We start from the raw sequence: 18,296 nt of genomic DNA, 5'->3' as shown, positions 1-18,296 counted from the left end.
GCAAGCACCGGGTGGACCGGTTCTGTCGCCAGCATGGCATCGACCATCGGCTGATCCCGCCTTACCGGCCACAGACCAATGGCATGGTGGAGCGTTTCAATGGCCGCGTGAGCGACATCCTGAATACGCATCGGTTCGACTCGCGGGAAGATCTGGAAACCACACTCAAACGCTACAACTGGCTTTATAACCACCACATCAATCAAAAGGCCTTGCATCATCAGACGCCGGTCGGTGCAATGAAGCAATGGCAGAAGGACCGGCCCGAATTATTTTGGAAACGCGTAATTAATCATCCGGGCCCCGACACGTAAGTACACTGATGAGCTTGATAGTAAATTTCAGAGCGACAAACAGGCGCTTGTCGAATCCTACAACTTATCTCCAGATGAGTACGGGCAGGATGAGGAAGACTACAATGATATAATTGAGTTCCTATCCGATGATATAAACGAGATAGAAAATACTTTCATCGACACATTTAGGAAGTCGACGCTGGTATCCTTGTATTCGTTCCTTGAAAGGCAGATGCACTTGCTGTGCAGTCGGGTTGAAAAGAAGAACAGCCTACCTATCGGATTGTCTGATCTGTATGGGGATGGGGTTGTTCGGTCTAAAAAGTACCTAGAGAAAATGGTCGGTATAGATTTCAGCTCCGGTGAGATGAACGGCCTTTGGAGCGCAATAAGTGATTTGAATAAGATTAGAAATCAGATAGTCCACGAGGAAGGCTATGTGAAAAGAACCAACCCGACTTCGCGTATCGAGAACGTTATAAACAGTACGCCAAGCCTCGGTTATGGTTGGAATAATCAGATCAAGATCGAAATGAGTTACATAAACTCAACGATCGATACCATTGAGCGGTTCTTGTCCAATTTGTATGAACAGGCACTTTAATATATGGCCTAGGCCCATGCCCTTAGGGCTTGGGCTCTGCTTGTAGTCGATCCGCAGGGTACTGGCGCATGAATGCCCTGCTCTCTGATGCTGGCGCTGTCAGCCAATCCTTTAGCGCTCCATTCGGCAAGATGACAACCATGCGCTTTTCACTTCCCGGGCGATGGTACTCCCGCATTAGCGGATGATCGTCAGCGTTGATCGTGAGCATCGAATAGCTATGCACGATCTCCCCGCTGGGGCTGGTCCAGCGCTCCCAGAGACCGGCAATGCTCATGAGGCCTCCATCAGCCCGAGCAATCCGTGTCGGCACCGCTTTCCCTGAGCGCCAATCAGGCTCATAGATCGCCTTTGCAGGAATGATGCAGTGTTGCGCCTGGCGCCACGCTGAACGGAAAGATGGCTTGCTGTCGGCCGTTTCCGAACGCGCATTGTAGGTTCTCCTCGCCAGCTTCGTGTCCTTGGCCCAAAACGGCAGGAGGCCAAATATCCCAGTCAGCGCCTCAATGGAGGGAGCGGCCTCATCATCGGGATCGCTCGCCTGTGGAGCACGCAGGAAGGGGCCGGTATACCCTGGCCAGAGTTCGCTTTGCATCTCATGTTCTGGCGCCACGCCAAAGGCATGCATCAGCTGGTCGGCTTCAGGCGCCTCGTATCGACTACACATGTCCCCTCCCCCTGGTGGGCCGCATTGAGCTGTGTTGTAAGAAATAACTGCCAATCGAGAGATTGTCGAATAGCGCACGGCGGGCTGTCGGTCTCAAGTAGACCACATGAGATAGGGGTCAACGAGCGCATTCAAGTATTGCTAAAGGTGTGCAATGCACACTATAATTGAAGCATAACCTATGCCGGCAGGTTGACCTAATTTTTCACTTGCCACCGAACAAACAGAGACCAGGGTAAGCCAATGACAGCATCCACAAGCATGGCCGTATCGGACACCCGCCAACAACTCATCGAGCTGGTGGTGTGCGATTTCATTGCCCAAGACGCGGACCCGCGGGAAACCACTGCCGACGATATGCTCACTGCAATGTCAGAGAGTCTGCATTGGGACGCCCTGGATGCAGATGCCCACATCGATGACGAACTGGCTGATGCCGATCAGCTCATTCGGCAGATTTTCACTGAGTATTGCCTGGTCAAGGATGCGCTCGAGGGCAAGGCAACCGCTGACGGTGCCTTAATCAAGGTCTATACGGATGCCGAGGCCAAAGCTGAGGCCCAATTCCTGTTTGCCTGAGCACCCGCACTCTCATGCCCCGTAGCCGGCCCTTGTGTCGGCTACTAGCGTAAGCGCCAGCTGGCGGCAGGCTTGAGGGTCAGCGTAAGCTCATCCAGCTCGGCTGCCTGCAGCTGGATCATGTTGAAGTTGTCCAGTTCCGCAACGAATTCTGCGATCGCAGCCAGCGGCCGTGGCAGCTGGCCAAGTGCCGTAATCGCGGGGTCGTCCTCAAGCACTTGGTAGTATCGAGCCGTAGTCAGCAACTGCTCGGCGCGGTGAAGAGCGACGGCAGGCCGGTATCCGAATTCAACGAGGCAGCGCTCGATGTCCTGGATGGCGATCTTGCTCTGTCGTTGAAGGTTCTCACGGGTATAAACCGCCCCCAGGAAGGCCGCGAGCTTCCACTCCCGGGCTGGCACCCCGAACATCCAATCGTACTCGGTGCGTGTCTCGATCGCGGCAGGGATGGGCTCGAGGTCCATCCTGTAGATGTCTCTTTGGACATGCCGCCGTGCCATTGGCAGGCAGAGCCGTGATGACGCTGGCGCCGTGGCCAGGTGGCGTTCGATACGCTGGCAGGCCGCTGATAGTTCCCTGGCAAGCTGGCGCATGCTTTCCAAGTCGAGCTGCTGGCGCTCGGCAGCCCAGGATTCATGCCTCCGTTTTCGTTCGGCCTCTGCCTTGGCCTTGGCTTCCCGCTGGCGGGCCTCCTCGGCCTCGCGTTGTCGGGCATCAGCCTCTTTTCGAGCCTTTTCTCGCGCCAGCCGCTGCTCCTCTTCCCATTGGCGCTTCTGCTCGGCTTGCTTCTCAGCTTGTGCCTGAAAGTAGGCTTCTCTCTGGGCGTAGCGTTCGCGCTGGCGCTGTTCCTCGCGCTCCCGGGCAGCCTTGGCCTGAGCTATTCGGTTATTGGCCCGCTCGATCTGCTGCTGAAGCCCAGGGCGCAGTTTCTCCTGCTCCGCTTGGATCTTGGGATTCACGATCCAATAGGCCCGGTGGTAGTTAAAGACATGCTCCTCGAGGTCAGCTGGGGTCAGGTCACGCGGTATATCCCCCAGGTCGATTTCGATGCAGCGCAGGCCACGGCTTTCGAGTCGCTGCAGTTTTTCGGCGTCGATGTAATGGGTGACGGCCACCTCAACCAGGATCTCTACCTGGCCCAGGGTCACGATCAAATCAGGGCGGATGTCACCCAGGCTAAACTCGAGCTTCGTGTCATCCACGGACTGCCGATCGCAGCCGGGAAAAATGACCTTGGATTCGGTGTGCTTGTAGCCATCGGCATCCTTGCCCTCAAGCGACGCCTGAAGCAGCGGGATGGGCGCTTCCTTACGATCAGCGATCAGCTGTTTCGCGGCCAGGTGTATTCCCGTTTCAGCCCCGCCAGCGCATGGGCGAGTGCCAGGGGCGTGAGCGAAGTAGTGGCGCACTTTGCTGCCCATCCTGGCCTCAAGCGGCGTTTTGCACTCAGGACAGACACAGCCACACTGGCCACCCCGTTCAGTGAGGGTGAGCTGGCTGATATGCACGAGCCGTTCATCGCGTAGACCGTAGGGAATTTTTGCGCTGGATTTCATGAGCTGGCGCCAAGCGATGCCGCGCTACCTGAGGGTGCTCGGTAGCTGTCTCCTGGAAAGGGAGGGGGTAGGGGTTGGCTGGGGCATGAAGCGGCTAGGGCTCCCGCTCAATGGTGGCGAGCTGCTGCATGAAGCGGTCGCCGTCAGGCAGGTACTCAAACAGCTCAGCATCGGCGTAGGTCGACCATTCGATGACCGTAAGGGCATCTGCGATGAGGTCAGCATCCAGCCTGCGTAGCCGGGTCAAATCGAGGGGCCAGGCCTCCCCGTTATAGGTGGCAAGCAGTATGCGTCGGATATGGTGAGGCTGGTGGGTGTATCCCAAGGCATTGTCGGCCAAGCGCTGGAGAGCGGGCAGGCCACGCTCTTGGACCTCAATCTTGTGTCGCTCGAAGGCCTCAACTTTCTCGAAGGCCTGCCTGGCGCTTTCAGGGAGTGAACCGGAGTCTCTTGTCTCCATAATGAGGCCTATTCGCTGTTTGTCTTTATGAGTCGGTGTCGTTGCACTGAGCCCCTACCCTGTCGAAGGCCGACACGTCACTCCAGAATATTGTGGAAAGGCCAGCATAAGCATGCCGATTCCCTCTTCAATACTACCCGGATTGCGTGTGATAAGGTATTTGATGAGCTGTAGGCAGGTTAGTCCAGACTCGATTTCGTAGATTTGGCAAAACATGCCAGCGGCATCAAATACCGGGTCGCCTTTGAGTGGTGCATAGTTCTCGGCACCGTGATAGGCCGGATCTCGGGGCAATGTGGTGCCGGGGACATAGTTTCCCGCTTCCTCGATTAAAGGCTCGATGGCAGGCCGGCTAAAGAGGTAGATGGCGGCGAAGCGCTCCAGTACCTCTTTTTTGGGAAGTCGCCAACCTTTTTCCCACTCGCGCACCTCCCGTGTCTCTAAGTTGGCATCGGCCGCCAAATGAACGATCACCTCGTTGGAATCGTGGGGTACTCGATAGTGCTTGCCTGCGGCTTTAGTGAGGATTGGCCAGAGATCGTTAAGGATCGACATGATGGTGCCCTAGGGGTGCGTTGGGTGTCTGTGGGGGCGATGCCGTGCAGGCCGGCGCGTGCGACTGGGCTTAGCAACCTGCACGCGGCAGGTAAGCTCGGATCATTCGGGTGGTCACGCCTAGAAGTTCGTCGCGGCTCGAAAGGCCGTAGGTTTGAACGTGTGCAATCACATCCGCGCTGAGGTTGGGCAGGACTGTTTCAAGGCCGATGTCGTGGGCTTCGCAGAACTCACTTGCCACCGTGGTTATATCGGGGAACACGCGGCGGATAATCTCCAGGCTAGCGCCAGGCCTTTCGATTTTGTATCTCTGTATCTTTGCTTCTATTCCGTGCAGGGCTTCGATCCGGTCGGCTTTCTTCGCCTTGCTGGCTGCTCGCTTGGCTTGGCCTGGGGTCTTGGGACTCTTCCCGGCAACGTACAAATTCTTCATTGGTAACTCCTGCTCGCTATACCTGGGTTCAGGCCTCGAGTAGGGATAGAGCGTCGGCTGACACTAGCTATCGCTGGCGCTTGCTAGCTGGGGCCGGCCCATCTCCGATACTGTATATAAGTACAAGGTTATCATGCTGCTACAAGCGGGTATAACTGCATGCCTTAGTGGGCTTGGCTTATCCATGGAAAGCCCCAGGGATGGCCTGGGGCATGGTGGGGTTGCTTCATTCCTCAACCGGGGGTGTAGCCGGTGGGCCATAGGTGCCGGCCTCGATCTCGGCTAGGAGCTGGCGCTCAGCAGCCTCCTGCTCTTGACTCTCTCGGGCTCTGACAGCCGCTAACCCGGCATTGAATATCACACAGCGCCAGCAGTCATCTTGGTTGCCGAGGTGGTCAATGCCGCAGGTCTGGCAAGTGCTGATGGTGGGCTCGACAGTCTCATAGGTATTCATTGGTGCGCCTCATTCCTGGCTTCAGGTCTCATCGAGAGGTAGGGAAAGAACTGACGTTGAGGAACGGTTGCTTGCAGCGGGAATAGTCCTTCTCCGATACTGTATGCAAATACAGCTAAAAGGAGGAGGCATGCTTAACACACCACGTTCTGGAGAAGCAGCCAGCGGAAACGGCCAACTGGGCGGGCACATCGCCATCCTGGGCCAGTCATCTGTAAGCTCGCGGTATCCCCTTCCCCTGATGGCCGGCGAGGTTAGGGCCGGCTTTCCGATCCACGCCGAGGCAGAGGTTGATCGTATTCTCGACCTCACCGAGCACCTGATACCAAGGCCGAGCGCCAGCTATTTCTGCCGTGCGAAGGGGGACAGCATGGAGGGATGCGGTATCTACGATGGGGATTTGCTCATTGTCGATCGCTCGCTTGAGCCGATGGATGGGGACGTTATCGTGGTGTGTCTGGATGGAGAGCTGACTTGCAAGCAGCTTGGCAAATGGCATGGCCAGCCGGCGTTATTGTCCGGCAACCCCGCCTATCATCCGATCGCGCTTAATGGCACCGATTGCGAGACATGGGGAGTCGTCATTCACAACGTCCACTCGCATCGCCGTAGAGGGCTGTGATGATTGGCCACTGTGACTGTAATAACTTCTATGTGAGTTGTTTCCGCGTGTTCATGCCTCAGCTACGTGGGCGTCCTGTTGGGGTATTGTCCTCGAATGACGGATGTTTGGTCGCTCGGTCAAATGAATTGAAAGCCTTGGGCGTACCAAACGGCATGCCCGCCTTTCAGCTCTCCCCTGAGGTGCGACGCCAAACGGTGCTGCTCAGCTCAGCGTATGCCCTGTTTGGTGAAATGTCGCGGCGGGTGGTGGCCACCATGCAGGCCCATACTGGCCCCGTGCAGGTATATTCAATTGACGAGCAATTCATCGATCTCTCCGGGCTTTCTACCGAGGCTCTGCAGGGCCATGCGGCTGAGCTGCGTCAAGAGGTCCAGCGTTCCACGGGGATACCTGTATCGATCGGGGTGGCGCCGTCTCGGACGCTGGCAAAGGTGGCCACGGGCATCGCCAAAAAGCAGCCTGTCTTCAAAGGCGTCTGTGTCCTGGAGGCTGACCATCCAGCTACCCTCGCCCATCTGGATCGCATGCACGTAACGGACTTGTGGGGTGTGGCCAGGCGAACAGGAGAGAAGCTGGAGCGGATGCGTATCCGCACAGCATTGGATCTGCGCAAAGCCGAGCCCAAAGAGATCCGCAAGCGCTTTGGGATCGTGCTCGAGCGTACGGTCTGGGAGCTGCGAGGGGTTGATGTGATCCGACTTGATGACATCGACCAGAAGCGTCAAAACATCATGACCAGCCGCACGTTCGGGAAGGCCACCGGCAACCTGGATGACCTACGCGAGGCGGTGCGGTCGCATGCCCAGGCTGGCGCGGAAAAGGTGCGGCGCCAGCAATCGGTCGCCCGGGCGATCATGGTCTTTCTCTCGACGCCACGGTTTCGCAGTGATCTTCCTCAGGACTACCCCAGCCTCACCCTGCCACTGCCGATGCCCACCGATGACAGCCGTGTAATCGTCGGTGCTGCCCAGCGTGCCCTGGAGATGATCTATCGCCGAGGCTATCAGTACGCTAAGGCCGGCGTCATGATGATTGACCTGACTGATCGGGACGGTTTGCAGCTCGATATGTTGGATACCCAGGAGACCGAGGAGAGGCGTCAGCGGTCGGCAAAGCTCATGGGTGTGATGGATGCCCTCAATCGTGAGTTTGGCCGTGGAGCGGTCACGCTGGGGGGCGTGAGGAAGGATGAGCGATGGAGGCAGAGGAACACGCGACAGACACCGCGCTTTCTGACCTCCTGGAAAGAATTACCCGAAATCAGGATGGGGTGAGGGCCTGGCAGTACAGGTCGTCTCTCCGAGGTTGTTCATTCCCCTGCTTTCTTCCTTGGCGGGGGGAGAAGTCGCTGCAGCACGCGATCGGTGTATTCAATATCTCCCTCTGGCACCGTGCCGCCCTCCTCCTGGATGATCCACCTGAGGGCGGCATGCAGCATATAGACTTGCACCTGAGGAGGTACAGGGTATGTCCCTGCCCGCCATTCATAGAGACGGTTTGGGCGGTACTTGGTGCCCAGGTCGTGGTTAAGCTGGGCTAGGGCCTCTGCCTTGGTTTGCGTGCCGCCATTCGTGGCGACATGAAGCCAGGAATCAATGAGGTTGGGGGGTTGTGGCATTAAGGTTCATTTATTCAAGAATATGTAGTGAAAGGCCCTGCTCAGAAAGCCTCGCTTGGGGTGGTCTGGGCCTGCAGAGGTTGCCGGCGCCAGCTCTCGCATTACGCCGCCTGCCTCTTCACCGCGGAAGTAATTGGCCAATGCTACCTGTTTCTCAAGATACGTTGCCGAGACGGTGTTGGACAGGTCCGCGGCTTCTGCCGGATCAAGAACCGCTGAGTAACGGTCCACTTCCTCAGCGATCATTCTCAGGCCTTCCTGATTGAAGGGAAGCTCTGCGCCGGAGAATATCGCGGAGAGGATCGCTTGAAGCAAGCCAATGCTGGGTATCTCCCCTGGCTCCGTGCCAAAGATCCAGCTGCCCTCGATGTTGAAAAAGAATGTCTCCAGTTGCTCGTCGTATCCGGCTACCCCGCGTGATAGCCAATCATAGATCCCATAGCCGATTAGGTCTTCGAGTTCTTCTAAGTCTTCCTGACCTTCGCATGGCCTGTTAAGTACGTGATGGAACCCGTGTCGTGACATGTCTGCCTCCTTCTATTGGTGAGCCTACTGCGTCAGCAGCTTACTCGTAATCCCGAGCATTGCTCATGGCTTCCTTGGCTTCGTTCCGGGTTTCCCAGTCAGCCTCAGCAACCCAGCCATTGACCCGCTGGGCAACCACGTCCCAGCTTTCCCCTTTCATCAGTTGGTCGATCGCTTGTTGCTGTGCTTCCGGCTCGAGGTGGTCAAACAGGGTGTTCTCGCTAAGGTCGTTACGTGCTTCACTCGCGGTCATAGCCATGCTCGTTTCCTTCTGTGGTGGATTGTCTCATTGATTGTTGCCGCCGCTGCCTTGGCAGCACTCGCCCCTTTCCAAGCAGGCTAAGCGGCAGGGATATGCCTGGTGGAAATGCCTGGAAACGCTATCCATCGTGTCCGTTACAGGTTTCCACGATGCTTAGCGTGGTGAGAAGCAAGTCGTTATCGGTGGCCTGGATGGCGGCAACGACATGGGAACGGCCTGGAACGAGGGTCAGCCAGGCCGATCGGTGATTGACCGTGGTGAGCTTCAGCGTCGCCTGTGGCTGGCGGTCGATCGCGTCTAGTAGTTCCGAGAGAGAAAGGGGCTCCCATTCCGTTTCATTAACCCCCAGCGAAACCCGCTCCAAGGCATCGCCTTTCACGCTTCCTATACGCTCGCGTGACAGACTAAACAGAATTGCTCTGACCTGATCCGAGCAGGAGAGCCGTTTCTCAAGCGAAGCCTGATTCGGCTCACTTGCAAGCATTCTGGAAACTCCGCAAAGCCTGTTCACGGACCTCTGCAACCCAATCCCAATAAGGAAGGTTGGTATCCCCGTTCTCATATTCGAGCAGCCAGTCTTGACGAGGATAAAGAGGATGCTGCGGCCCACGCTGAGCGAGTGTGGGGATCGTTGAAAGGCTGATCGGTTGATGCTGACAGGTTGGCATTGGAATGCTCGCTAATTTATGAAATGCGCTGGCGGCTCTATCACCGCCAGCGATTGGCTTACCAGTCGTAGAAAGGCAGTCCATCGGTAGGAGATACGTCGGCGTCAAACATGAGCCAGCGAATGCCTGCCTTACGCGCCTCACTGGCCAAGCCATTCAGCACAGGTACATCGCTGGAAACCTTGGCTAGCGGATCGTATTCGGACCCTTCTTCGGCATATCCCGCTGAAATGACGAACCATTCGCGGTGCGCATTCGCGCCATTGATCTCGCACCTGGCGAGTAGCGTTTCCACCGTTTCCACCTCCTCCTGGGGAAGATGGCCAGTGGTCAGGACGATCATGCTTTCAGCCTGGTTGGTCTTGGCGGCAGACAGCGGGTGAGCCATTGGTTTGCCTCTCTCTCAGAGCTTTAAACGTGCCTCTATTATAGTCCTATATATAGGACTATTCCAGCATAAAACGCTGATATTGGTTGCCAGAGACAGCCCGAAATACCGGCGTCCATTAGAGATAGGGGAAGGGGGGTCACATACCAGCGCGCATACCTACTGGGTTGTTTCGCATGCGGAACATTTGCCCTACCGGATCAATCCGGTAGGGCTGTTTGGTCAAGCGAGTTATGGCACTCTTGATCGGCAGGCTGCTAATAAACTGAAAGGGGAAATGCTGTGTCAGAGTGGACGTGTGACGTGTGTGGCGGGCCGATCAAATCGGCGAAAGACGGCTGGGTTGAATGGCTCTTCCAGCATGGTGAAGCAGAGAAGGAGTACGGGCTGCGCCTTGTACATCATCGGCCTGCTTCACCGCGAGCCGATGGGTGCCAGTATGATGGTCGGCTCGAATACGCCCGGTCGAAAAGCTCAGTGAAGGATCTCGATCTAGAATTCTTTTCCTCTGCTGATGGCCTTATGCACTTGCTGGAGATGGTTTCTCAAGATCGGTTCGAGGACCGGGAGGAAATTTTACAAATGATAAAGAGGCTCCATGTGCCGGGTTACGAGAAAGCACATCGCCATCTTGAAGCTGCTGTGGCTGAGGAAGTGTTCGAGCCTAATTCACCGCCGAACTATCCTTTCCAGCATCAGATCCAGCTCACCAACGAGTGGCTTGATTCGCAGCGCTAACGACGCCGGTTGGGCTGACGCTGTTTCGCATGCGTAACAATTGAGCGGCACCAATGAAATCGGGCAGCACACCATTGAGGTTGCTGCCCGATCGCGTGCTGGGGACTGGCATTTCTTTATCTCGGCACAGTGTCCTGGTCATCGAGCGTTTCAGAGGCCGCGGAAAGGGAAGCCTCGGCAAAAGCTGCGGCGCTCTCACCGACTTCTTCGGGCGTGAGCTTACCCCCTCCCTCACCAAGCAGAATGGCGTGCATGGCTGTCATGGTGAAGGCTTCCAGCCTGGTCATGTCCAGCACGGACTTGTCGAACCGTGAGGTATTGAGATTGTCGTCAGCCATGTTGACCTCCTAAAGCTAAGCGGCCACTACCTGAGTGGCCGCGTATCGGATCAGATTCGTTCCCAGTCGCCACCGGCATTCTGGCAGGTAGTGACGTTCTGTTCACTGTCTTCGGGGCCACCAGTGACAGTGATGTGGTAATCAATGCAGGTACGGCCTTCACCATCGACATAGGGATCGCTCTTGGCGATGTTCTGTTTCATGTTGGCAACGTCCTCGAAACCCACCTCAGATTCACCCTGCAACGCGGTGAAAGCGCTACGCATCCCCTTGTCAGCCAGACCCAGCGCTGCCGCGCCAGCAGCACCGTAAGCGGCACCACTCATACCGGCCTTGCCGCCATTAACCATACCCTGGACACCTTGCATTTGACTGGCTGAGTCGGCACCGGCTGCGCTCGCGCTATCCGAGTCGCGCCCACCCAGCATATCGGCAACGCCAGTGATCGCGCTTACTGCTGAGTTTCGCAACATGGCAGATCCTTGCGGCGCTGCACAGCCAGTCGCCATAAGCAGGATTGAGGTAGCAGCCAGAGCCTTGATTGAGCGCGTGAAAGTCATTTTGTTCCCCTTTGTACCCTTGTTTTGATGATCTCAGGCAGACTGGCTTCCCAATATAAAAAGTATACTATACGACGATTTCTATTTAAAACACTACGAAGCAATCCCAGACACAGTATCCTCTGCGCAAACCAAAATTACCGCAAGCGCTTGGCTCCATACGCGCTTACGCGGCATCAGTTTTTCGTATCAAAAAGTCGTACTAAAAATTGTCGTCTAGTATAGTTAAGGCTGGTAATATGGACTCAGATACCCTAATCCAGAGCGCGCAGGACGAGCTTTCGCTCCTCTCACGGCTTGTCGTAGACCGGGCGACCATGCGCGAAGGCAACGGAAAACTGACACTGATCATCGACGAGGAGGGGGCGCGGTTACTCACGATGGAGCGGGTGCGCCAAGAGATTGAGTGCGCCGTTAAGAAAGTGTGGGGGCTGGAGGTGGCCTATGAGCGGGCTTCGTAACTCGCGTCAGGCCAGACAGCTTGTAAGGCGTCTTCAGCGCGACTGTGACCTGGAATGGCCGGGAGGCGCTGACAATGCGGTTCTGTTACACGACCGCACAGCCGGTCGCTGGGAACTCCATGTACTCGAAGGCCCCTCGCTACCTGTCATCTCTGGCCCTACCCCTCTTACCCACCTGCTGCGTGATGGGTTCGTCCTAATCCGCTGGCCGGATGACAGCATCGAGCTTTTCCACGTTGAAACGGCAGAATCACAATTGAGCCACCGGCTGCGAGAAGCGGAGGTGGCAGCAGCCGGGAGTTGAAGCCCATGACAAGCAAGACCACCTTCCGAGTCAGTCATCGAGCCCTGTTGGGCCACTGGTTGCTCGTTCCATTGGGGACAGCGTTGCACTTCGCACCACATGCCCCGTTCACCCTCGCTGGCGCTACAGCGCCCGTTCAGCTAACCAACATTCTCTCCTGGGCAGGGATGGGTTTGGCTGTCTGGGGGTTGCTCAACGTCGCTTATCAACGCCTTGCTCATGAGTACACCGTCGCTCCCGATCGCGTGATAGAGCGGCACGGCATCATCGCCAGGCGCGTAACGCCGCTGTTCATCCATCACATTCGTTCCACCGAGGTGAACCAGTCGATCCTGGGGCGCTTGCTGGGTTACGGAACGGTAGAGATGTCGGCGGCAGGCACCGGCACTAGCGAAGCTCGCTTCGATCGCGTGGCTAGCCCGTTGAAGGTCATGGCTTCAATCAATCATCAGCTTCAAAGCCCCACGGCTGGCACAGTGGAGGAGTAGTTAGATCATGGACTTGTCTACTGCCGATCTTGCCAGCGTATTGATCCCTGGCCAGAACATCATTTCGACCGATTGCCACCAGGCTCAGGAGTTGCTGCCCCACCGTCAGCTCCTCACTCAGGTATTTTTGAAAGCGATAGATGACCTGAAGAGCAACAACCTCAAGTATCAATTTTCGGCGGCTGAGTTTCTGGCTGGCCCGGTAGCCGAGGAGTACATCGGGCATCTCGGGTTGCCTGAGTGGACACCGAAGCTGGCGCTATTGATTCATGCTCGGTGCGAGCTTCGTACTTGCCTCGAGATACCTGAACAGTTGATGAAGACCCTCAGCCAGTATGCGCCCCTCATAGATGGGAGCACCCCGCCTCAGCGCGATTTGCCATAAGCGGTAATTCCCCCCACCATCGTGAATGATACTCGGCGGGCCGGATTGCCCGCCCGCCGATCCTATCCGTGTTTCCCTTGCCTCCTGGAATCCCAGCCTTTCCCTGGAGGCGTTTGTCTTAACGGAGTGTGCAATGTCGGATTTCCGTTCGACCCGTATAGGGGTAACGAATGCGGCGAGGCTACTCAACGTCGCCGTCAGCGAGCTGAAGGAGGCGGTTCGCAACGAGGCACCGATAAAAGGCGTGATGCCACCCAAGCCAATCGGCTACCTCGGAACGTCAGCGAAGGAAATGTATTTCAACGCCGGAGAGATCATGGACTGCGCTGAACAAATGAAAGCCTCTCAGCGATCGCGATAAGCGCTGTCACGTTCTACCGCCCTGTGACGCTGCTGGTTAGCATCGCCCCACCCTGGCCCACCAGCCATTCCTCTAGCGCCAGCAGCTTATCCTTGGGTAGCCTCACCTCGACCTCCACGAACTCCCGCTCTACTTCAGCCAGAATCCGCTTGGCGGCTTGAGAAACGGCCGCCCTGGTGACGCCATGTTTCTGGGCAGCCGCAGCGTATGTATCGCACACCTTAGTCAGAACGTCGATAGCGCCATCACACGCCCGTCCATTCATCCTTAGCCGCGCCAGAGCAGCGTAAATCTGCTTTGGGTTTATGTCATCTGCTGGCATGTTCTCTCCCTCAAATGTGTGCATTGAACACTTTTTGCTTGCTGTAAATAGATGGGTCGGGTTAAAGTGTTTACATCATAGCGAAGGCAGCCGGTCATCGTCATCTAGTCAGGGCGCAGGATACCCGCCACCTCGCTTGCCAATGATCACCAATAGGGAGCGGCACCATGATTCACGAAGCCATCGACAGCCACGCCAGCAGTGAATACCTCGGAGACATGGGCGAATTCTTTGCCCCAGCCTCGACAGATATGGTCGACGGCCTGGTTGGTCGCTACAACGCCATGCGTAGGCGCGTTGAAGAGGTAGCGGCACTGTTCGATGGTGACCGTAAGGGTGTGGTCAACTACTTCATCGAGGGCAACCGCAAGCATGACAACTCGCGGTACTCCTCATTGTCTGCGGAGAACATCTTTATCGAAGAAGGCGCGATCGCAGCGCTGAACGCGGAATACTGGGATCAGGCATTGAAAATGACCGATGTGCTGGACTTCATGCCGCAGAAGCGCCGTAGCGAGTGGTGGGAGCAGATACGGGAGATGAAAACCCCAGACTTCACCGAGGAGACTGTCAGAGCAACGCTGACCGAGCTGCTGATGATGCGGGGGACGTTCTTTGCTGAGCGCGTCGACGGCATATTCCGCGCCCTGAGCCGTGAGCACGTCACCAATCGCCCCGAGGGTTTCTACAAGCGGATGATCCTCAACTACGTCATCACCTCCTATGAGACGGTAAATCATGATCAGGCGGGCCATATCAATGACCTTCGCTCTGTCATCGCAAAGTTCATGGGCCGGGATGAGCCCAACTGGCAGGCTACCAGTCGCCTAATAGACATCGCTCGGCGCACCCCCGGCCAGCGCATGATGGTTGATGGCGGTGCCTTGTACCTGAAGGTCTTTAAGAAGGGCACGGCACATCTTGAAGTGCATCCCGACATCGCCTTCCGCCTCAATCAAGTGCTGGCGCATTTGTACCCGGCTGCGATTCCGTCTGAGTTCCGTACCCCACCGAAGCGTAAGCCTAAAGACTTCGTGCTGATGGAGCGCCCGCTCCCGTTTGCGGTGGTTGATCTGCTCGGCTCCATGCGCAGTGTGCCGACCCGTTGCCCCAGCCACCTCCGTCATCTCGAGACAAGGGCACCGAAGACAGAAAATCCTTGGGCAATTGAGTTCGACTATGGCGCGAAGGACAAGACAGCGCTGGCAGAGGCAGAGCAGGTTCTCAAGGCTATCGGTGGGGTTAAGGTATTCAGTGAAAACGGCGCAGCGTCGTGGTTTGAGTTCGATTACCACACCAAGCCGATCCTTGATGAGATTGTTGCCAGTGGCTGTATCCCCGACCACAAGAGCCACCAGTATTACCCCACCCCGGAACGCCTGGCGCGTGAGGTCGTAGAATTGGCCGAGGTCAACGACCAGGATACAGTGCTGGAGCCCAGTGCTGGCCAGGGTCACATCGCTGACATGCTCCCCAAGGATCAGACCACTTGCGTCGAGCTGGCGGACTTGCATTGCAAGGTGCTGGCCGCGAAAGGGTATCGTTGCCATCAGGCCGATTTTCTGGACTGGGCAAATACGGGCCGTAGCTTCTCGAAAGTCGTCATGAATCCGCCGTTCAGCCAGGGGCGTGCCCAGCATCATCTTGAAGCCGCGGCGGGTTGTGTCACCCCTGGCGGTCGCCTGGTGGCCATACTCCCTAGCTCTATGCGCGGCAAGGATCTCCTGCCGGGATGGGAAACGTCATGGCCTGCCATCTATCAGGGCGAGTTTGCCGGCACCAGCGTGAGCGTGACGATCCTGGTTGCCAATAAGCCCACCTGATGGCTCATGACGCTGGCGCGGTCGCTGCGATCGCGCCAGCCTCGGTAAGTGCGATAGCATCCCTGCCGACCACGCGACACCGGAACGACAATGGATCGAGCATACCAAGAGGCTTACCAGCGCTCGCACGAGCTTCGCCTGACCCTGGGCAACTATCAGCCCTCTCCCTATCGCCCCTGGTCGTTAGAAGATATGGCGTGGCTCGCTGGCGCTGACGATGCCTCTGGTGATTACCCGACAGCCGCTGATGAACATGCCGGCGCCTCCCCCTCGCCACAACCGAAAGAACCCCAGCTCTCCCTGTTCTGACCCGCTTCCCAATAGCCTTACTCCCTCCCTCCTGAGCCTTGCTCTGCGGGAGCGACGTAATTCTCGAAAAAAAATCTCAGTATCTCCCGGTTAAGTGTCAGTGGCTGCCCTATCTACCAGCGAGGCCCCTCAAGGGCACCTATGAGAGAGCACCGCTGGGAGGCGGAATTGAGATGATGGCGATGCGAGGCAGCACGCTTATTGGCGTGGCCATATTGGTTTGGGTTGCATGGATTGTTCTGGCGACCGATTCTGAAGCTCGAATCGAGCGTACCTGTCAGCCGGTACTGTGGGTGGGCAATGTGGCCACTTCACTGACGCAGCTGACGTTTAATGAACAGCAGGAGTCGGTTCACGAGGCTTTCAACTCAGCCGACTACGCTTGCCGCTTTACCGTGTGGCGCTTGCTGCACGAGGACGCCTGGATCGAAAGCCAACAAGGCGATGAGTCAGGTGTATTGTCCGGGGAGCGTGAGCAATGATCTCCCCCGCCCGTCTGCTACGTCCTTTCCGAAACATCCTTGGCGTCACCGTGGCCACCTTTGGCCTCGTTGCTGGCGCATCGGCCGCAGATGACCGCCCTGTGGCCCTGGTCGAGTTTGCCAGCTTTGATTGCCCGCATTGCCAGGCGATGGACAAGCACCACCCTTCCATACAGGCAGCCGTCGAAGCGGCGGGCCTGGAATACCGATATGCCCCCCTGCCCTCTCATACCGGCTTAGAACGGGCATGGCGCGAACGCGCCTTCTACGCATCTCGCACCATTCCTGGCGTCGCCAACGAGGTCCGTAAGGCCTTTCTCGCGGCCGGCGAAACCGGCGTCCCCCTCAAGGACTATGACGATGTGCTGGCGCACCTCCAGCTGCATGTTCCCCAAGTGCGATGGAACGAGTTTGCCGACGACCATATTAGCGATCGCAGCTCCGTCGAGGCGATAGAACGTGCCGTGAGGCTTGCCGGTCGCGCTGGCCTACGTGAGTACCCCGCCTTTGTCGCTGTGTCTCGCTCCGAGGTGAAGCTGTTGAGCTTGTCGGGAGATGTTGCCGAGAAGGCCGAGGCGGTAATCAAGTACCTGGAGAACCTTCAATGACCCTGCGAAACCCCGTGTTGGCTGTCGCACTGACGGCCGCTCTCGCTGGCTGCGCAGCCCACCCCCCGGCCCAAGAGCCCGCTCGCACATTCACACTGCCTGATTCGTACAACACGCTGACGAGCCGGCATGTGGTGATTCCCGGGTATGAGCGTCAAGGGGTCTACGCGACTCGCACCACCAATTGGTACTACGGCGCTGGCAAGGGGCTCGATCGCTACGTTCAAGGCGGCACCGTCTACGACGAGGCGTATTGGCAGCAGCACTATGCCTCGATGCCGGATGACCACAAGGACGCCATGAAGTCAGTGCCGCTGGCACGTTTTCACTTCGAGTTCGACTCCATAGCGCTGACGCCCAGCTCGCAGCAGGAACTGGATTCCTTCCTGGAAGGGGAAGACTTGTCTGGTCGTGTGCTCGTCGTCGGCTTCACTGATCACATTGGCCCCGAGTCCTACAACGTTCCTCTTTCACAGCGCCGTGCTGATGCGATCGCAAACCGGCTACGCCAGGCCTGGCCAGATGCCCGCTTCCTGACGGAAGGGCATGGCACCTACCCCAAGCTGATTGACGGCACGACTGATGTTGCGCGGGCGGCTAACCGTCGCGCCGAGATTTATTACCTGGAGGCAGACCAATGAACGTCTTTATCGCCCATGCCCAGATTCTCCGTAAAGAGGCCCCTAAGGAGCGCGGTCGTTCAGGGCTGATGGTTCTGAAGGTTGGTAAGAACAAGCGCAGTACGGATGCGCTGATCCAGTCGGTAAACCAGATCATCGTCCGAATTCCGAGCCACCTCTCCGATCGCGCCGCCAAGCTGGATGTTGACTCGTACATCGAGATTTTCGGCCATGTGGGCGGCATTGTCCGTCGCTCCCAATTCTCTGGCGAGCAGCACCTGAGCGCTGAGCTGGTGGCCAACAATATCCAGCCAGCCGCGCAGATGGTCGAAGGCAACATCGAGAAGCATCTTTTTAATCGCTTCATTGCGATTGGCTTGCTGAGGGGAGTGAAAACCCCTGAGAGGGAAGGCCCACCGTCCACAGCGTATCTCCAGATCGGCCCTGATCGACCTGACTTGGGCCGCTCTTTCCAGCATACCGGCGTGGTGGCCATGTCTGCTTTCGGGCGCGTCGTAGATCGACTGGTCGAGTACGAAGCCGGCACCGCGTTGCATGTTGAGGGTCGGGTTACCGGGCTGTTGCGAAAGATCCCCAAGCCAGGGGCAGAAGGCGGCTTCGAGGAGAGCTTGGAGGTTGGCCTGGTGATGGATCGCGTCAGCCCCACCGCCATGGTCGCTGAACGGATGTTGACGCCGTTTGATGTGGCCAAGCCTGAGACCAAGGACGCCACGGAAGAAGCCAGCGAAGAGGCTGGCGCTGGGGAGCAGGAAGACTCAACCGTGGCTGAAGAACAGCGCTAGGAGG

At 57.3% G+C, this 18,296-nt stretch carries 27 protein-coding genes; 15 read left to right on the top strand and 12 right to left on the bottom strand.

The features are described 5' to 3' along the window. Positions 1 to 314 (top strand): integrase core domain-containing protein (locus tag BM194_RS18545; protein ID WP_143097629.1); only part of this gene is annotated, 314 nt, incomplete at its 5' end. Between the two features lie 608 nt (positions 315 to 922). Here BM194_RS18545 and BM194_RS18535 read toward each other — a convergent pair. After that, entirely contained in the window at positions 923 to 1,567 is a 645-nt protein-coding gene (locus tag BM194_RS18535) for an SOS response-associated peptidase (RefSeq protein WP_092849958.1), read from the bottom strand. 243 nt (positions 1,568 to 1,810) lie between these two features. On the opposite strand from BM194_RS18535, the gene BM194_RS18530 reads away from it, so the two are divergent. Next, a complete protein-coding gene (locus BM194_RS18530; protein ID WP_143097628.1) occupies positions 1,811 to 2,146 on the top strand; it encodes a hypothetical protein in 336 nt (111 codons plus the stop codon). A 44-nt stretch (positions 2,147 to 2,190) separates the two neighbouring features. On the opposite strand, the gene BM194_RS18525 is transcribed toward BM194_RS18530, so the two are convergent. The 4 genes from BM194_RS18525 to BM194_RS18510 all read right to left on the bottom strand — a co-directional run bounded on the left by BM194_RS18525 (position 2,191) and on the right by BM194_RS18510 (position 5,150). Next, positions 2,191 to 3,702: a cell envelope integrity TolA family protein gene (locus tag BM194_RS18525; RefSeq protein ID WP_143097627.1), complete on the bottom strand. Its 1,512-nt coding sequence runs from the start codon at positions 3,700 to 3,702 to the stop codon at positions 2,191 to 2,193. A gap of 94 nt (positions 3,703 to 3,796) precedes the next feature. After that, positions 3,797 to 4,162, bottom strand: a complete 366-nt coding sequence (locus BM194_RS18520; RefSeq protein WP_092849952.1) for a DUF7673 family protein — start codon at positions 4,160 to 4,162, stop codon at positions 3,797 to 3,799. Positions 4,163 to 4,216: 54 nt separating this feature from the next. Beyond that, on the bottom strand, positions 4,217 to 4,717 hold the full coding sequence (locus BM194_RS18515) for a hypothetical protein (RefSeq protein ID WP_092849948.1): 501 nt from the start codon (positions 4,715 to 4,717) through the stop codon (positions 4,217 to 4,219). A gap of 70 nt (positions 4,718 to 4,787) precedes the next feature. Then, positions 4,788 to 5,150, bottom strand: coding sequence for a hypothetical protein (locus BM194_RS18510; protein WP_092849946.1), 363 nt, complete (start codon positions 5,148 to 5,150; stop codon positions 4,788 to 4,790). A gap of 584 nt (positions 5,151 to 5,734) precedes the next feature. Between BM194_RS18510 and BM194_RS18500 the strand changes: the two genes are divergently transcribed. Next, positions 5,735 to 6,226, top strand: a complete 492-nt coding sequence (locus BM194_RS18500; protein WP_092849942.1) for a LexA family protein — start codon at positions 5,735 to 5,737, stop codon at positions 6,224 to 6,226. Then, complete coding sequence (locus tag BM194_RS18495; RefSeq protein WP_092849940.1) at positions 6,226 to 7,503, top strand: Y-family DNA polymerase; 1,278 nt, start codon at positions 6,226 to 6,228, stop codon at positions 7,501 to 7,503. Before BM194_RS18500 ends, BM194_RS18495 begins: the two co-directional genes overlap by 1 nt. A gap of 350 nt (positions 7,504 to 7,853) precedes the next feature. Here BM194_RS18495 and BM194_RS18485 read toward each other — a convergent pair whose 3' ends face one another. The 4 genes from BM194_RS18485 to BM194_RS18470 form a co-directional block, all read right to left on the bottom strand. Then, entirely contained in the window at positions 7,854 to 8,372 is a 519-nt protein-coding gene (locus tag BM194_RS18485) for a hypothetical protein (protein WP_092849935.1), read from the bottom strand. 40 nt (positions 8,373 to 8,412) lie between these two features. Next, complete coding sequence (locus tag BM194_RS18480; RefSeq protein WP_092849933.1) at positions 8,413 to 8,631, bottom strand: hypothetical protein; 219 nt, start codon at positions 8,629 to 8,631, stop codon at positions 8,413 to 8,415. A 121-nt stretch (positions 8,632 to 8,752) separates the two neighbouring features. Next, positions 8,753 to 9,118: a hypothetical protein gene (locus BM194_RS18475; RefSeq protein ID WP_092849931.1), complete on the bottom strand. Its 366-nt coding sequence runs from the start codon at positions 9,116 to 9,118 to the stop codon at positions 8,753 to 8,755. 242 nt (positions 9,119 to 9,360) lie between these two features. Then, positions 9,361 to 9,690, bottom strand: coding sequence for a DUF5983 family protein (locus tag BM194_RS18470; protein ID WP_092849929.1), 330 nt, complete (start codon positions 9,688 to 9,690; stop codon positions 9,361 to 9,363). A 282-nt stretch (positions 9,691 to 9,972) separates the two neighbouring features. Here BM194_RS18470 and BM194_RS18465 point away from each other — a divergent pair, with 282 nt between their 5' ends. Further along, on the top strand, positions 9,973 to 10,428 hold the full coding sequence (locus BM194_RS18465; protein WP_218155427.1) for a hypothetical protein: 456 nt from the start codon (positions 9,973 to 9,975) through the stop codon (positions 10,426 to 10,428). Between the two features lie 116 nt (positions 10,429 to 10,544). Here BM194_RS18465 and BM194_RS18460 read toward each other — a convergent pair whose 3' ends face one another. Both BM194_RS18460 and BM194_RS18455 read right to left on the bottom strand, forming a co-directional pair. After that, positions 10,545 to 10,766 (bottom strand): hypothetical protein, encoded by a 222-nt coding sequence (locus BM194_RS18460; protein ID WP_092849927.1) that lies wholly within the window; start codon positions 10,764 to 10,766, stop codon positions 10,545 to 10,547. 50 nt (positions 10,767 to 10,816) lie between these two features. Further along, entirely contained in the window at positions 10,817 to 11,239 is a 423-nt protein-coding gene (locus BM194_RS18455; RefSeq protein WP_092849925.1) for a hypothetical protein, read from the bottom strand. Between the two features lie 326 nt (positions 11,240 to 11,565). Between BM194_RS18455 and BM194_RS18450 the strand changes: the two genes are divergently transcribed. From BM194_RS18450 to BM194_RS18435, 4 genes are all read left to right on the top strand, one after another. Continuing rightward, entirely contained in the window at positions 11,566 to 11,787 is a 222-nt protein-coding gene (locus tag BM194_RS18450) for a hypothetical protein (protein WP_092849923.1), read from the top strand. A gap of 309 nt (positions 11,788 to 12,096) precedes the next feature. Next, positions 12,097 to 12,579, top strand: coding sequence for a PH domain-containing protein (locus BM194_RS18445; protein WP_092849920.1), 483 nt, complete (start codon positions 12,097 to 12,099; stop codon positions 12,577 to 12,579). Between the two features lie 7 nt (positions 12,580 to 12,586). Beyond that, the gene (locus BM194_RS18440; RefSeq protein WP_092849918.1) at positions 12,587 to 12,964 is read left to right on the top strand and encodes a hypothetical protein; all 378 of its coding nucleotides are present in this window, start codon (positions 12,587 to 12,589) and stop codon (positions 12,962 to 12,964) included. Positions 12,965 to 13,097: 133 nt separating this feature from the next. After that, entirely contained in the window at positions 13,098 to 13,325 is a 228-nt protein-coding gene (locus BM194_RS18435; protein WP_092849916.1) for a hypothetical protein, read from the top strand. Positions 13,326 to 13,338: 13 nt separating this feature from the next. Here the strand turns inward: BM194_RS18435 and BM194_RS18430 are convergent, their stop codons facing one another. Beyond that, positions 13,339 to 13,647 (bottom strand): hypothetical protein, encoded by a 309-nt coding sequence (locus tag BM194_RS18430; RefSeq protein WP_092849914.1) that lies wholly within the window; start codon positions 13,645 to 13,647, stop codon positions 13,339 to 13,341. A 167-nt stretch (positions 13,648 to 13,814) separates the two neighbouring features. Here BM194_RS18430 and BM194_RS18425 point away from each other — a divergent pair, with 167 nt between their 5' ends. From BM194_RS18425 to BM194_RS18405, 6 genes are all read left to right on the top strand, one after another. Further along, complete coding sequence (locus tag BM194_RS18425) at positions 13,815 to 15,470, top strand: DUF4942 domain-containing protein (protein WP_092849911.1); 1,656 nt, start codon at positions 13,815 to 13,817, stop codon at positions 15,468 to 15,470. Positions 15,471 to 15,560: 90 nt separating this feature from the next. Then, positions 15,561 to 15,779, top strand: coding sequence for a hypothetical protein (locus BM194_RS20515; RefSeq protein WP_143097625.1), 219 nt, complete (start codon positions 15,561 to 15,563; stop codon positions 15,777 to 15,779). 173 nt (positions 15,780 to 15,952) lie between these two features. Continuing rightward, entirely contained in the window at positions 15,953 to 16,261 is a 309-nt protein-coding gene (locus BM194_RS18420; protein WP_092849909.1) for a hypothetical protein, read from the top strand. After that, positions 16,258 to 16,869 carry a thioredoxin domain-containing protein gene (locus tag BM194_RS18415; protein WP_092849907.1) on the top strand — a complete coding sequence of 204 codons (612 nt, stop codon included), beginning with the start codon at positions 16,258 to 16,260 and terminating at the stop codon, positions 16,867 to 16,869. Before BM194_RS18420 ends, BM194_RS18415 begins: the two co-directional genes overlap by 4 nt. Then, positions 16,866 to 17,510 carry an OmpA family protein gene (locus BM194_RS18410; RefSeq protein WP_092849905.1) on the top strand — a complete coding sequence of 215 codons (645 nt, stop codon included), beginning with the start codon at positions 16,866 to 16,868 and terminating at the stop codon, positions 17,508 to 17,510. The genes BM194_RS18415 and BM194_RS18410 overlap by 4 nt, the downstream gene beginning before the upstream one ends. Next, positions 17,507 to 18,292: a hypothetical protein gene (locus tag BM194_RS18405; protein WP_092849903.1), complete on the top strand. Its 786-nt coding sequence runs from the start codon at positions 17,507 to 17,509 to the stop codon at positions 18,290 to 18,292. Before BM194_RS18410 ends, BM194_RS18405 begins: the two co-directional genes overlap by 4 nt. Positions 18,293 to 18,296 lie beyond the last annotated feature (4 nt).

Source organism: Modicisalibacter xianhensis (assembly GCF_900113605.1).
Lineage (GTDB): Bacteria > Pseudomonadota > Gammaproteobacteria > Pseudomonadales > Halomonadaceae > Modicisalibacter > Modicisalibacter xianhensis.
This window is presented reverse-complemented; position numbering and strand designations above follow the sequence as displayed.